Source organism: Brevibacterium jeotgali (genome assembly GCF_900169175.1).
GTDB classification, from domain to species: domain Bacteria; phylum Actinomycetota; class Actinomycetes; order Actinomycetales; family Brevibacteriaceae; genus Brevibacterium; species Brevibacterium jeotgali.
In genome coordinates, this window is sequence record NZ_FXZM01000008.1 from 151,844 (window position 1) to 165,875 (window position 14,032).

General features: G+C 70.2%; 11 protein-coding genes. 8 read left to right on the forward strand and 3 right to left on the reverse strand.

All coding sequences use genetic code 11. The features are described from left to right. The first annotated feature begins 30 nt into the window (after positions 1-30). Positions 31-1,122 carry an alcohol dehydrogenase catalytic domain-containing protein gene (locus BJEO58_RS09555; protein ID WP_101589244.1) on the forward strand — a complete coding sequence of 364 codons (1,092 nt, stop codon included), beginning with the start codon at positions 31-33 and terminating at the stop codon, positions 1,120-1,122. Here BJEO58_RS09555 and BJEO58_RS09560 read toward each other — a convergent pair. From BJEO58_RS09560 to BJEO58_RS09570, 3 genes are all read right to left on the reverse strand, one after another. After that, positions 1,107-1,931, reverse strand: coding sequence for a lytic transglycosylase domain-containing protein (locus BJEO58_RS09560; protein WP_101589245.1), 825 nt, complete (start codon positions 1,929-1,931; stop codon positions 1,107-1,109). The genes BJEO58_RS09555 and BJEO58_RS09560 overlap by 16 nt on opposite strands. Before the next feature lie 182 nt (positions 1,932-2,113). Beyond that, entirely contained in the window at positions 2,114-2,770 is a 657-nt protein-coding gene (locus BJEO58_RS09565) for a hypothetical protein (RefSeq protein ID WP_101589246.1), read from the reverse strand. A gap of 118 nt (positions 2,771-2,888) precedes the next feature. Next, the gene (locus tag BJEO58_RS09570; protein WP_101589247.1) at positions 2,889-3,941 is read right to left on the reverse strand and encodes a pseudouridine synthase; all 1,053 of its coding nucleotides are present in this window, start codon (positions 3,939-3,941) and stop codon (positions 2,889-2,891) included. A gap of 130 nt (positions 3,942-4,071) precedes the next feature. On the opposite strand from BJEO58_RS09570, the gene BJEO58_RS09575 reads away from it, so the two are divergent. The 7 genes from BJEO58_RS09575 to BJEO58_RS09605 all read left to right on the forward strand — a co-directional run bounded on the left by BJEO58_RS09575 (position 4,072) and on the right by BJEO58_RS09605 (position 14,015). Further along, positions 4,072-4,953 (forward strand): glutamate ABC transporter substrate-binding protein, encoded by an 882-nt coding sequence (locus BJEO58_RS09575; protein ID WP_101589248.1) that lies wholly within the window; start codon positions 4,072-4,074, stop codon positions 4,951-4,953. Positions 4,954-5,112: 159 nt separating this feature from the next. Then, entirely contained in the window at positions 5,113-6,750 is a 1,638-nt protein-coding gene (locus tag BJEO58_RS09580; protein WP_180951898.1) for a thiamine pyrophosphate-binding protein, read from the forward strand. A 254-nt stretch (positions 6,751-7,004) separates the two neighbouring features. Then, positions 7,005-8,672 carry an ABC transporter substrate-binding protein gene (locus BJEO58_RS09585; protein ID WP_101589250.1) on the forward strand — a complete coding sequence of 556 codons (1,668 nt, stop codon included), beginning with the start codon at positions 7,005-7,007 and terminating at the stop codon, positions 8,670-8,672. Continuing rightward, positions 8,650-9,699: an ABC transporter permease gene (locus BJEO58_RS09590; protein WP_101589251.1), complete on the forward strand. Its 1,050-nt coding sequence runs from the start codon at positions 8,650-8,652 to the stop codon at positions 9,697-9,699. Before BJEO58_RS09585 ends, BJEO58_RS09590 begins: the two co-directional genes overlap by 23 nt. Then, positions 9,696-10,598, forward strand: coding sequence for an ABC transporter permease (locus BJEO58_RS09595; protein ID WP_101589252.1), 903 nt, complete (start codon positions 9,696-9,698; stop codon positions 10,596-10,598). Before BJEO58_RS09590 ends, BJEO58_RS09595 begins: the two co-directional genes overlap by 4 nt. 1 nt (position 10,599) lies before the next feature. Further along, positions 10,600-12,534 (forward strand): dipeptide ABC transporter ATP-binding protein, encoded by a 1,935-nt coding sequence (locus BJEO58_RS09600; RefSeq protein ID WP_101589253.1) that lies wholly within the window; start codon positions 10,600-10,602, stop codon positions 12,532-12,534. Between the two features lie 2 nt (positions 12,535-12,536). After that, positions 12,537-14,015: an LLM class flavin-dependent oxidoreductase gene (locus BJEO58_RS09605; RefSeq protein ID WP_180951899.1), complete on the forward strand. Its 1,479-nt coding sequence runs from the start codon at positions 12,537-12,539 to the stop codon at positions 14,013-14,015. The last annotated feature ends 17 nt before the right edge of the window (positions 14,016-14,032 follow it).

Here is a 14,032-nt window from a genome sequence, read left to right on the forward strand (position 1 = left end):
CCCACGCACAGGACGAACAGAAGGACCTCCATGACGACGACCCCCACGCCGACGCAGATGCACGCGATCCGACTCGAGGACTTCGGCGGACCCGAGGTCCTCCACCGTGCGACGGTCCCGGTCCCCCAGCCGGAGCCCGGATGGGTCCGCATCCGCGTCGCCTACTGCGGCGTGTGCCGCCACGACCTCCTGACCCGCGCCGGCAAGTTCCCCCGCGCCATCCATCCGCTGACTCTGGGACACCAGGTCAGCGGCGTCATCGACGCGGTGGGCGACGGGGTGGAGGGATTCACCGCCGGCGACCGCGTCATGTCGATGATCTTCTCGGGCTGCGGGGAATGCGCCAACTGCAGCGGGGGCAACCAGTCGCTGTGCACCGTCGTCACACCGAAGTTCCTGGGCGAGGACCTCGACGGCGGCTATGCGGAGTACGTCGTGATCCCGGCGTCGACCGCAGTCCACGTGCCCGCCGAGGTCTCGCTCACGTCGGCTGCCATCGTCACCTGCACACTGGGCACCGCATGGCACGCGCTCGTCACGCGCGGTCGGCTGAGGGCCGGTCAGGACGTCGTCATCACGGGAGCCAGCGGCGGCGTCGGACTGCACGCGGTCCAGATCGCAGCGTCGCAGGGCGCCCGAGTGACCGCCGTCACGTCGACGGAGTCCGGTGCCCGGGTCGCGCGCGATGCGGGAGCCCACGCCGTCATCGTCGATGCGGAGCGGAGGTTCGCGCGCCGGTTGAAGGACGAGCTCGGGCTGAAGGCGGATCTGGTGCTCGAAGTGGTGGGGGCACCCACTCTGCGCGAATCGCTGCACGCGGTGAAGCCCGGCGGGACGGTCGTCGTCGTGGGCAACGTCGAGGGCGCTGAGGTGTCGATCCCTCCCGCCTATCTCATCCTCAAGGAGATCGCACTGGTCGGCACCAAGTCGTGCACGAATCAGGAGCTCGAGGCGCTCCTGGCCGAGGTCGCCGCCGGCCGTCTGACAGCGGACGTGACCGACGTCGTCGACTACACGCAGGCTCGGGACGTGCACGAGAAGCTGGAGGCGGGCGGGTCGATGGGGCGCATCGTGCTCGAGGTGGCGGGAAGGCAGACCCCACGGCCTCACGCGTCCGCGTAGTGCTGCGCCGCGGAGTAGACGTCGTCGACGTACTGGTCCGATGCGTTGTAGCGGAGGATGCCGTTCCTCCACTCGTCGTCTGCTGAGAAGTCCACGCGCATGCTGCAGAGGTAGTTCGCGGCGGTGAAGGACGCGTCGTCGACCTGATGCGGATCCGCGCTGCCCAGCCCCCGCGAGTCGACGGCGAACATCTCCCACGTCTCCGGGATGAACTGCATCGGACCGACTGCGCGGTCGTACTCCGTGTCGCCGTCGAGCCGTCCGTCGTCGGTGTCCGTGACCTCTGCCGTTCCTCCGGTCCCGTCGAGCGGCACTCCGATGATCTCCGGTCGCACGTCTCCGTCGGCCGTCACCGAGGCCCCCTGCAGCCACCCGTGGTGGCTCTCGATCCAGCCGATGCCGGCGAGGGTGTTCCACTCGAGTCCGCAGCCCGGGTGCTCCTCCCCGGCCCACAGCGAGGCCGCGGCATACGACTCCAGGACTCGCTGAGGGATTCCCGTGCGCTGCGCGTGGTCCTCCACCCAGCCGGGCGCCACAGCGAAGTCCGCGGCGGGCGAGCCGGCGGCCGGCTCGGTCCGGCCTTCCGCCGCCGTGCCCGAGGCCGCAGCGATCCCACCACCGATCCTCTCCGGGGACGCGGGCCGGGATGGGGCGCCGTCAGCGGGACCGTAGTCGGCCTCGGCGTCGGAGGGGGACGACTGCGGCCCGGGAGCCAGCGCCAGGAAGGACACGAGGATCCACAGTCCGGCTCCCATCGCGGCCACGAGGAGGCAGGCGCAGAGCGTGGCGACGACGCGTCCGGGCGACATGCGCGCCCTCCTTCCGGGCAGTGGTGAGTGCTGCGGCGAGGGGTCCCGCGGCCGATCGAGCCGGGACCTTCAGAGCCGGGTCAACGGTACCGTCCGCACTGGAGTGCCCGCTGAGAGCGCGGGGGTGAGGTGCGCCGCACCGGAGCCGACCAGTCAGCTCCGGCGGGTCGCCCGGCGCACACTCATCCGACCCTCCTGTGTTCGGCCCACATGCGGGATCCGGTGGCGAGCACCGCGACCACGACCGCGATGACCGGCCCGGCGAGGATCCCCAGCAGATCCTCGACACGCATCGTGTAGGAGAACGTGGCCCCCGGGATGACGATGCCCGCCGCCCGCGCCATCGCCGGCTGGGTCGCACCGATGACGAAGGGTGCGGCGAAGGCGAGCACTGTCCAGATCGCGGCGAAGGCGTAGAGGAACCTGGGCGTCACGGACCGGAACGGGACTCCCGACCGCAGTCCGCGAGAGACACGGGCGAGCGCGACGCACAGGACGATCCACGCACCGAACGAGACGATGATGGTGACGAGGTAGGGCCACGAGACCTCCACCGGCACGCCCTCGAGCACAACGTCGATCGTGCCGCCCTCGACGACCCCGCCGCCCTCCGCGATGAGAGTGGCGCCTCCGATGAGCCGTGCCGTGCCGGGCACGGTGCCCAGGAGGATGGTGATGACGCCGGCGACCCCGGCGAGCACGAGGACTCCCGACACGACCCAGCAGACGACCTCGAACACGACGAGTGCGATCCGGAGGACGCGCGGGGGGCGGAGGACATCGGCGGCGGGAGGCTCTGCTGCGGGAGGGTCTGCGGCGGAAGGGTCGAGAATGGTCACGGTGCGCCTCTCATCTGGAACGCCCTTCACGCTAGTCGTGGAACATGAACTCGTCCGCCCGGGGCGCCGCCGGCGGCGCGGGCACCCAGAGTGCGAGCGCCTCTGCGGCGGACCGGGCTCACTTCTCGAGCTGCGACCGCGTGGGGACCAGAGTCAGCCTGCTGTCGAAGACGCGCCCCTCACCGGTGAGGGGGTCGCGGAACTCCAGGCGGTGTGCGAGCAGCTGGAGCGGAGACGACAGATCGTAGGGATCCGGGCCCAGGTCCACGGGGTAGACGGGGTCACCGAGGATCGGCATCCCCCACCCCTGCATATGCACCCTCAGCTGGTGGGTGCGCCCCGTGTGCGGAGTCAGTTCGAACTCGCCGATCCGCGGAGTCGCGCTCGCGGGCGCGATGGGCAGATCGGCCTCCTCGAGGATCCGCACGAGGCGGGCCTCGGTGCGGGAGTTCGGAGGGCCCGGGACCTCGCGCACCTGCCGGTCCCCTGATTCCTTGTGGAGCAGGGTGGCGCGGCAGGCGGCCCAGCCGGGCGGGACCTCGGCGACGGTGGTCTCCTGAGCGAGTCCGCGTCCGGCATCGCCGGCGGACTCGGCACCGGGCGCAGGCGGGAGGGCGGCGAGCGCCCGATAGGTCTTGCGGATGCGCCTGTTCTGGAACAGCGTCTGGTAGGCGCCGCGGGTCTCCGGCCGCTTCGACAGGAGGAGGAGGCCCGCCGTCACGCGGTCCAGGCGGTGGATCGCGACCAGGTCGGGGTCGTCGCGCTCGACACGCATCCGGGTGACGACGCACTCGCGGACGAAGCGCCCGTTCGGAGTGCTCGCCAGGAAGTGCGGCTTGTCCACGACGAGGAGGTGCTCGTCCTCGTGGACGATGCCGATCTCGACCGGCACGCGCTCCTCCGGTGGGACGCTGCGGTGGAACCAGTAGAAGCCGCCCGGGATCACCGGGTCGTCGAGGCTCACGCGGGACCCGTCGTCCGCAGTGAGTTCGCGCGTGGCGGTGAGATCGAGGATCTCGTCCTCCGAGGCATCGGGGAAGTCTGCGCGCAGCCAGGCGCCCACGGACGGGGGCACCGGCTGGTGCATCCGCGCGTGCATGCCGGCGCCGCCGGGCGCCCGCAGACGCGTGGCGGAGATCCCCTCGCGGGGCAGAAGAGGAGAACGGGCCATGATCCACGAGCATAGTCGCGGACCGGCGGACCGAGTCGCGAGCGGAACCCACCAGCTTTCATCGGACCGACAGACTTCATTCCTATGCGGTCTGATGAAAGCTGGTGGGTCGTGTGGAGATTCGGTGCGCATGCGCACTACCGTCTGCTCACTCGCCGCACTCACTGTGCTGCTGGCCGGATGCGGCCAGGAGGGCACACCCGATTCCGAGGGCCCAGGCTCCGGAGAAGCCCCCGAATACACGGTCGCCGATGACGTCGACCTCTCCGATTCGGACGTCTGGAGCGGCGCGGCTGAACGCGGCCTGCTGCGGATCGGGGTGAAGTTCGACCAGCCCGGGCTGGCGAACATGGCACCGGGAGAGACGCGGCCGGCGGGCTTCGACGTCGAGATCGCGAAGCTCACCGCGGCCGGCCTGGGCTTCGACGAGAGTGAGATCGAATTCGTCGAGACGTTCACGCCCAACCGCGAGCCGTTCCTCCAGCAGGGCACGGTCGACATGGTCGTCGCGAGCTACACGATCAACGAGGAGCGCAAGGAGGTCGTCGACTTCGCCGGCCCCTACTACAGCACGGGGCAGGATTTCCTCGTCATGGAGGATTCGGCGATCCAGTCGGCGGACGACCTGGCGGACACGGTGGTGTGCTCGGTCGATGCGTCGACGTCGGCGATGCGCATCGAAGAGGACTTCCCGGACACAGAACTCATCACGTACGACACGTACCCGAAGTGCCTGGACGATGTGCGCGCCGGCACCGCGGACGCGATGACCACCGACGATTCGATCCTGCGCGGCTACGCGGCGACGGAGGACAGCGGGTTCCGCGTCCTGGGCGAGCAGATCTCCGAGGAGCCCTACGGGATCGGCCTGCCGAAGGACGACGAATCGCTGCGGAATGCGATCAACGACATCCTCGAGGCCTCCGCGGAGGACGGCACGTGGGTCGAGGCGTTCGATCACACCCTGGGCGACTCCTCCGATGTCGAGCAGCCGGAGCCCGAACGGTACTGAGCACTGCCGGGCAGGACGCCTGCACTGAGTGGTGGTGCTGGGGTGCGCTGGGTTGCGCCGGGTTGCGCCGGGTGCCCTAGACTTCGGCTGAACGATCGTTAAGCAATGCGCGGGTCGGGGCTGATCCGCGCATCCGTCAACACACTGAGCGAGGAAGCTATGCGAGTGTACGAAGCGGTGGCCGGGTACCTGGCCGAAGAGCGCGACGGACGGCCGGTCTTCGGCCTGATGGGCGACGCGAACCTGGGATACCTGGGCGCCTTCATCGAACACGAGGGCGGGCGGTACATCGGAGCGGCGCTGGAGGGCGGAGCAGTATCGATGGCCGACGGTTGGGCGCGGCAGACCAACGAGGTCGGGGTCGTCTCGGTGACCCACGGACCGGCGCTCACGAACACCCTCACCGCACTCACCGAGGCCGTGCGCTCCCGCAGCCCGCTCGTGGTCATCGCCGGCTCCCCTCCAGAGGTGAACGGCCACTTCCAGTACACGGACATCGAGGGCTTCGCCCGGTATGCCGGAGCCGGCTTCGTCAAGGTCCGCAGGTCGGATGAGCTCATCGCGATGCTCGACAAGGCCTTCATGCTGGCTGCTGCGTCATCGACCGCCGTGGTCCTCGATGTGCCCTTCGCCCTGCTCCGGCACGAGGTCGAGTACCGCTCGCCCACGCTCCCGGACGTGCGCGGCCAGCGCGTCCTCCCGGATGCAGGAGCCGTCGACGAGGCGCTGGCCCTGCTCGTGTCCGCCAAGCGGCCGCTGCTGGTCGCCGGACGCGGCGCTGTGGTGTCCGGTGCGCGGGAGCAGATCCTGGAGCTCGCGCGTGCGATCAGCGCTCCGGTGATGACGACGGTTCTGGCCAAGGACTACTTCGACGGCGAACCGGAGAATCTGGGGATCCACGGAACGCTGTCGAACTCCGTCGCGATCGACTACATGGCCGATGTCGATGTCGTGCTGACCTTCGGCGCCTCGCTCAACTCCCACACCACGGACACGTTCGAGCTCATGCGGGGCCGGGTCCTCATCCAGTCGGATGCCGATCCCGCGGCCCTGAGCGGCTATGGTCCCGCCGATCAGGTCATCGTCGCGGACGCCCGCGGCCTGGCGCAGGCGCTGCTCGACCGACTCGTCGAATCCGAGATCGACGTCAAGCACGCCGCGTACATGGATGCGATCGCAGCGGCGCCCCACCGGGAGGCCAAGGACATGTACACGTCCACGACCGGCGACGGGTACATCGACATGCGCGATGCCACCCGTTGGTTCTCCAGCGTGCTGCCGAAGGGCTCCCCACAGGTGAGCGATGTGGGACGCTTCCTCTACTCGACCTGGCCCCACATCACGGTCGATGCCGAGCGCTGGGTGTACGCCGGGACCTTCGGGTCGATCGGGCTGGGCACGGCGACCGCGGTCGGAGTGGCCGCCGCGCATCCGGAGGTGCCGACCGGGCTCTATGTGGGAGACGGCGGCCTCATGCAGGGGATCGTCGAGCTCAACACCGCCGTGCGCCACAACCTGCCGCTCGTGGTGATGGTGCTCAACGACGGCTGCTACGGCGCCGAATACCTCAAGCTCGACCACTTCGGCAGCTCGGTGGACAACGCTCTCATCGACTGGCCCTCCTTCGCCGACGTCGCCCGTTCGCTGGGAGCCCGGGCAGTGCGCGCGACCAGCATGGAGGATCTGGAAGCGGCGGGGCAGCTCATCGCCGACGGACAGTTCCCGCTGCTCATCGAGGTCATCGCAGACCCGCACAAGGTCGCGAACCGTCCCGGACTCGTGCCGCAGGCGGACTGAACCGGAGGCTGATCCCAGAAGACACCAGCTTTCATCAGAGCGCACAGGAAAGAAGTCGTGCGGTCTGACGAAAGCTGGTGTCTTTCGTTGTCGCATTCCGTCATGCTGCGGTCTTCCCGCTCCCCCGGAAACACGCGGATCTTCTGGCCCACATGACTGTGCGCGTCATGTCATGACGGCATCGATGCCGGTGAGGGCACTGCTTTCCCTACTGTGACGGTCATCGCACTGACGCACAGGGAGAACCGCACAACATGACCGACTCGCCGCCGCACCGGCTACGCTCGCACCGTCCATACGCACTCGCGGTCACCGCCGCAGCCTCCGTTCTCGCCCTCACAGCGTGCGGAGGGCACCACGCCTCCGTCACCTCCACCTCCTCAGCGGACGCAGCCGCCCCCGCGGAGGTCATCACGTACGGCCACCAGCAGGAGCCGCCCTGCGTCCACGGCGGCTGGATCGAGCAGGGCTACCTCTCGCACCAGGTACTCGACGCGCTCGTGTCCCTGGGCGACGACGGCACGGTCGAGCCATGGCTCGCCACCGACTGGGACGTGTCCGACGACGACCTCACCTGGACGTTCCACCTGCGCGAGGAGCCGACGTTCTCCGACGGCACACCCGTCGACGCCCAGGCGATCGTGGACAACATCGACTACTGGCTGGAGGGCGGCAACAGCACCGCCCGGGTCTGGCTGGAGGGCTATGTCCAGGACGCCACCGCGGTCGACGACCACACCGTGGAGATCGCACTCGCCGATCCGTACCCGCTCCTGGCGGAGAACCTCACGCAGCCGTACTTCGGCATCCAGTCGCCCACCGCGCTCGCCACCCGTTCTGCGGAGGAGAACTGCTCCGCTCCGATCGGTTCCGGTCCCTTCACCGTCACGGAATGGAACCGCGGGACGAACATCCTCCTCGACCGCCGCGACGACTACGACTGGGCGCCTGCCACCGCCGCGTCACAGGGACCCGCGAGGGCGCAGCGGATCGATTGGCGCTTCCTGGCCGACCCCACTGCCCGCACGGCCGCCCTGCGCGCCGGAGAACTCGACGCGATCTACGACGTCCAGGCGTTCGAATGGACGAAGCTGCAGGACGAGGGCTACGAGACGCACCTCTACAACACCCCGGGCCGCCCGCAGCAGATCAGCTTCAACACGACGCGCGCACCGTTCGACGATCGGCGGGTCAGGCAGGCCTTCGCGCTCAGCCTCGACCGCGAGGCCGTCGTCGAATCCGTCGGCAAGGGCGTCATCCCCTACGAGGGCAACGGGCCCGTCGGCAAAGCGACCGACGGATACAGCCAGACCGCCGCCGACCGCTACTCGTTCGACCCCGACGAGGCGAACCGCCTCCTCGACGAGGCCGGATGGACGCAGCGCGCGACGGACGGCACGCGGCTCAAGGACGGCGAGCGGCTGGACGTCGAGTTCCCCTACGCCGGGGGCCGCACGATCAACCAGGACGGCGCCGCGATCATCCAGGGACTCCAGCAGCAGGCCGAGGCCATCGGATTCGAGGTCACCCTCATCCCCTTCCCACCGTCCGAAGCCGCTGCCGGGGCCTACACCGGGCAGGACGAGTATGACCTGTCGATCGGCTACTGGACCTCGATCAACGCGGGGATCCTGCACGTCATCTGGCAGCAGGAGGTCGGCGGAGAGCCGAACGCGTCGAACTCCGCCTTCTTCTTCGACGACGACCTGGAGGACCTCATCCGCACCGCGAACTCGACCACCGACCCCGACGCACAGAACGCCCTCTACCGGCAGGCCCAGGAGTTCATCGCCGACGAAGCACTGTCGATCGGCGTCTACGACCGCCTCAGCACGCTCGCCGCGAGCCCCCGGCTCCACGGCCTCCGTCAGGAGAACTCGCAGGGAGGACCGGTCTTCCATGACGCATACCTCGAGGACTGACACCGCATACACGCACCCCACCGCGCCCGAGGCCGCAGTCACGCATCAGCCGTCCGACGCGTCCCGGCCCGGCACCGACCGGACCCGCGGGGCGACCGTCGCCCGCACCGCCACCGTGCGGATCATCGGTGCGCTGGTGGTCCTGTGGGGCGCCGCAACCGCAGCGTTCCTCGCGCAGGTCGCCCAGCCCGGGGATCGCGCGACGACGATCCTCAACCTGCGCTCCGGCCAGTTCCAGGAGCGGACCGCCGAAGAGACCGCACCCGTCGCCGCCGAGTACGGCTTCGACCAGCCGGTCCTCGCCCAGTACGTCGACTACCTGGGCGGACTGCTGCGCGGCGACCTCGGCACCTCCTATCAGCAGCACAGGCCGGTGTGGGACGTCATCGCCGAGCAGCTCGCACCCACGACGGTGCTGAGCGTCTCTGCGATCGCGGTCGCGTGGATCCTCATGATCGTGTGGACGACGCTCACCGCGGGGCGGGCCCCCTGGCTGCGCGGCGTCGGCTCCTCCCTGGAGATCGCCGCCGCCAGCCTCCCCCACTACTGGCTGGGCGTGCTCCTCCTGCTGAGCCTCGCGATGCAGCTGGACCTGTTCCCGGTCGTGGGCCGCGGGGCCGTCGGCCTCGTGCTCCCGGTGCTGACGCTGGCGATCCCGCTCGCCGGATTCCTGGGCCAGGCCGCGCGCACGGACTTCGAACGAGCACTCGCGCAGCCGTTCGTACTGAGCGCACGGATCCGCGGCCTGTCCGACACCGGCGTCCGCCTGCGCCACGCACTCAAGCACTCGCTGCGCTCACCGCTGCAGCTGACCGGCTGGGCCCTGGGCGCGACGGTGTCCGGCGCGGTGGTGGTGGAGAGCGTGTTCAGCCGCAGCGGGATCGGCCGTGTGCTCGTGGCCGCGATCGAATCGCAGGACCTGCCCGTCGTCACCGGGATCGTCGTCCTCATCGCAGCCGTCTACGTCGTCGCCGGCCTGCTCGTCGATGCCCTCACTCTCACCCTCGACCCCCGGAGGAACGCATGACCACCCCACCCGCACACGCCGAGGCCGTCGCCGGTATCGCACGCAGCGACCGGACCGGGAGCTCGGCCGCGTCCGCCTCACGCGCACGGCGCGCCGCCGCCGCTCTGCCGCCCCACGTCTGGGTGGCAGGAGCGGGACTCGCGGTGTTCGCCGTCGCGGCCGTCTCACCCGGAGTGCTGGCACCCGGCGATCCGGGCGAGATCGACCTCGCCGCGACGCTGAGCGGCCCAAGCCTCCAGCACTGGTTCGGCACCGACGAACTGGGCCGCGACCTCTACACCCGCGTGGTGCACGGGACGCGGGACTCGCTGGCAGTGGGGCTGGGAGCGGCGGCCGTCAGCCTCATCCTGGCACTGGCGCTGGCCTCCCTCACCCTGACGGGGCACGCAGTCGCAGTGGTGGTCGACCGCATCATCGAGGTCCTCTTCGCGTTCCCCACCCTGCTGCTCGCGCTGCTCGTGGTCGGGATGTTCGGCCCGAGCCCCACGACGCTCGCAGTCGCGGTGGGGATCGGCTCCGCACCGGGATACGCCCGGATGATCCGCGCCCAGCTGCACGCGGCGGCGGACTCCGGCTACGTCGAGGCGGCGACCGTGCTGGGGCACCCGCGCACACGGATCCTCATGCAGCACGTGCTGCCGAATGCTCTGCGACCACTGGTGGGGGTCTTCACGATGTCGATCGGCCAGTCGATCGTGTGGGCCTCGAGCCTCGCGTTCCTGGGGCTGGGCGTCGCGCCGCCGTCGCCCGAATGGGGCGCGCTGCTGGACGCGGGCCGCACATACCTCACGGCCGCCGGATGGCTGGTCGTCGTCCCGGGGCTCGTCATCGTCGCACTCTCACTCTCCACGACCGCTGTGGGAGCGCACCTGCGCGACCGTCTCGAAGGAGGACGCTGACATGACCACGACACTCACGACACAGGCATCGGCCACCGATGGCGCCCTCGCCCCCGTGGGCGCAGCCGGGAGCACGACCGGTGCGCACCCCGACCCCACGGGTCCCCGCAGAACCGGGTTCGAGGCCCACACACCTTCCGCTGCGCTGCTGAGCGTCCGCGATCTCACGATCGGATTCGAGCACATGGACGGACCGCTGGTCCGCGGCGTCTCGTTCGATCTGCACCGTGGCCGCTGCGTCGCCCTGGTCGGCGAATCCGGATCGGGAAAGAGTCTGACCGCCCGCACCCTCGTGGGCCTCACCGGTCCCGGCGCGCAGGTGGCCGCAGAATGCCTGGTGCTGGGTGAGGGCCGGTCTGCGGTCCCGGGTGCGGACGACCCGGGTGCGGACGACCCGGGCACGAGCGGCCTGGGCGCCGACTCCGGCACCCTCGACCTGCTGCGCCTCACCCCACGCGATTGGCGACGGGTGCGCGGAGGCCGGATCGGGTTCGTGCTCCAGGACGCGCTCGTGTCGCTCGATCCCCTGCGGCGCGTCGGTGCGGAGATCGACGAGGCCCTGCGCGTCCACACCGGGCTCTCCCGTCGAGCCCGGAAGGAAGAGGTCCACCGCCTGCTCGCGGATGCGGGTGTGCCGGAACCTCGGCTGCGTGCCCGAGAACGACCCGCCCAGCTGTCCGGAGGGCTGCGGCAGAGGGCCCTCATCGCCTCCGCCCTGGCAGCCGGCCCCGAGGTCCTCATCGCCGACGAGCCCACGACTGCTCTGGATGCCACGGTCCAGGCCCAGGTCCTCGAGCTGCTGGCCCAGCGGCGCGCGGCCGGCCAGTCGCTCATCCTCATCAGCCATGACCTGGCGGTCGTCGCGGAGCTCGCCGACGAGGTGCTGGTCATGCGCGCCGGCGAGGTCGTCGAGCAGGGCTCCCCCGAGCAGATCCTCTCCACCCCCAGCCACCCGTACACCCGCGCTCTCATCCAGGCGGTCCCCGGCCCGCACACGCGGGGTCGGAGACTTGCAGGCGAGGGCGGGGGCGAGGTTCCGAGGGAGGCGGCGCCGGACGCGCACGAGTCGGCAGGGGCCTCGGCGTCGGTGCTCGAGGTGCGAGGCGCACGCAAGTCCTTCCGCCCGCCCGGCGGCGAACGCCGGGTCGCGGTCGACGACGTGTCCTTCGTGCTGGGCCGGAGCGAGGTGCTGGGCATCGTCGGCGAATCCGGGTCGGGGAAGTCGACGACCGGGCGGATCGTGCTCGGTCTCGAGGACCTGGATGGCGGGCACGTCCGCCTGCTGGGAGAGAACTGGTCGTCTGCACCGGAGGCGCGACGGCGGGTGCTGCGGCACCGACTGTCCGTCGTGTGGCAGGACCCGCTCAGCTCGTTCGACCCGCGGTGGCCCGTGCGTCGCATACTCGACGATGCGATCCGCGCGGCGACGCGCGCAGACGACCGGTCGGGCACCCCGCAGCCGGACGCCGGTGCAGAGAGCACTGTCGAGCAGCTGCTCGAGTCGGTGGGCCTCGCACCCGCCATCGCCGAACGGGATCCGCGAACGCTGTCAGGAGGTCAGCGGCAGCGGGTGGCGATCGCCCGCGCACTGGCTGCGTCGCCCGACGTGCTCGTGCTCGACGAGGCGGTGTCCGCCCTCGATGTCTCCATCCAGGCCCAGATCCTCGACCTGGTCCACGACCTGTGTGCCCGGCGGGGTCTCAGCTGCCTCTTCATCTCCCACGATCTGGGAGTCATCGCGCACCTGAGCGACCGCGTCCTCGTCATGAAGGACGGCGCGGTCGTCGAAGAGGGGCACCCGCAGTCCATCTTCGAGGATCCCCAGCACCCGTACACACGAACCCTGGTCGACAGTGCCCTGGGCCTCGTGTCCACGACGGCCGCACGTACACCAGCACACACTCACCCACCCACCGGCACACTCACGGAGGCCTGAGCATGACCCGACCACTCCTCTTCAACGCATTCCTCATGAACACCCCATCGCACATCCAGCACGGACAGTGGCGTCACCCCGACGCCCGGCAGACCGAGTTCGAGGGCCTCGACCTGTGGATCGACCTCGCCCGCACGCTGGAGCGCGGACTCTTCGACGCGATGTTCTTCGCCGACGTGTCCGGCCTCTACGGGCCCGCCGACGGCGTGTACACCGACAACGTGCACGAAGGCCTGCAGATCCCCAGCAACGACCCCACCGTCCTGCTGGGTGCGCTCGCGGCGGTGACGGAGAGGATCGGGCTCGCCACGACCTCGAATGTCATGCAGAACCACCCGTTCAACTTCGCCCGTCAGATCTCGACCCTCGACCACCTGTCGAAGGGACGGGCCGCGTGGAACATCGTCACCTCGACCCAGGAGAACGCTGCCCGCAACTTCGGGCTGCCCGCACTGGTGGAGCACGACGCGCGCTACGAGTGGGCGGAGGAGTACGTGGACGTCGCCTACAAGCTGTGGGAGGGCTCGTGGGACGAGGACGCCGTGCTGGTCGACCGTGAGGGCGGCCGGTACGCCGACCCCGCGAAGATCCACAAGATCTTCCATTCCGGCGAGCGCTACCGGGTCGAGGGCCCGCATCTGCCGGCACCCAGCCCCCAGCGCACGCCGCTGCTGTTCCAGGCCGGCGGCTCACCGCGCGGCATCGCGTTCGCGGCGCGCCACGCGGAGGCCGTCTTCATCGCGCCGCCGAATCCGGAGGTCGCCCGCGACCACATCGCGAAGACCCGTGCGCAGGCGGTCTCCGCAGGGCGCCGTGCCGATGACATCCGGTTCTTCCCGGGCATGAGCTTCGTCATCGGTTCGACGGAGGCCGAGGCGAAGGCGAAGGAGGCCGAGCTGCTCGAGTACGCCTCCGACACCGGCTACACCACCCACGCGTCCCTGGGAATCCGACCCGATGGTTCCCGCCTGCCGTCGGACACGCCCCTGTCCGCGATCCCGAACAACGGTGGCCGGGGCCACGTCGAGTGGCTGCGCGCGGGTCTGGGCCGTGAGCCGGTCCTGGGCGATCTGGCGCGGGAGCGGATGATCGGCCGCACCGTCGTGGGCACTCCCGATCAGATCGCGGATTCCCTCGAGACGTGGCGCGATGCGGGCGTCGACGGGATCAACGTCGTCAACTGGCGCCTGCCCGACAGCTACGAGGAGTTCATCGACGATCTGCTGCCCACCCTGCAGGAGCGTGGACTCGCGAAGACGGAGTACGGGGAGGCCACGACGCTGCGCGGACGCATCTTCGGCACCGACCGCCTGCCGGAGCGGCACCCGGCAGCGCAGTACCGGGGCGCATTCGGTGAGGATGCGGCTGCGGGATGGGGTGCAGCTGTGGGACGGGGCGCGGCTGCGGGGCAGGGCGCGGCCACGGGAGAGGGCGCAGCGGCGCAGCGCGTCGAATCGGCGCCCTCATCAGTCGCCGGCTGACAGCTGGACCGCTGCCG

Bases quoted from the DNA above. Each gene is read 5' to 3' on its own strand.
- BJEO58_RS09555 (WP_101589244.1), top strand. From the start codon at position 31: ATGACGACGACCCCCACGCCGACGCAGATGCACGCGATCCGACTCGAG.
- BJEO58_RS09560 (WP_101589245.1), bottom strand. From the start codon at position 1,931: ATGTCGCCCGGACGCGTCGTCGCCACGCTCTGCGCCTGCCTCCTCGTG.
- BJEO58_RS09570 (WP_101589247.1), bottom strand. From the start codon at position 3,941: ATGGCCCGTTCTCCTCTTCTGCCCCGCGAGGGGATCTCCGCCACGCGT.
- BJEO58_RS09575 (WP_101589248.1), top strand. From the start codon at position 4,072: ATGCGCACTACCGTCTGCTCACTCGCCGCACTCACTGTGCTGCTGGCC.
- BJEO58_RS09580 (WP_180951898.1), top strand. From the start codon at position 5,113: ATGCGAGTGTACGAAGCGGTGGCCGGGTACCTGGCCGAAGAGCGCGAC.
- BJEO58_RS09585 (WP_101589250.1), top strand. From the start codon at position 7,005: ATGACCGACTCGCCGCCGCACCGGCTACGCTCGCACCGTCCATACGCA.
- BJEO58_RS09590 (WP_101589251.1), top strand. From the start codon at position 8,650: ATGACGCATACCTCGAGGACTGACACCGCATACACGCACCCCACCGCG.
- BJEO58_RS09595 (WP_101589252.1), top strand. From the start codon at position 9,696: ATGACCACCCCACCCGCACACGCCGAGGCCGTCGCCGGTATCGCACGC.
- BJEO58_RS09600 (WP_101589253.1), top strand. From the start codon at position 10,600: ATGACCACGACACTCACGACACAGGCATCGGCCACCGATGGCGCCCTC.
- BJEO58_RS09605 (WP_180951899.1), top strand. From the start codon at position 12,537: ATGACCCGACCACTCCTCTTCAACGCATTCCTCATGAACACCCCATCG.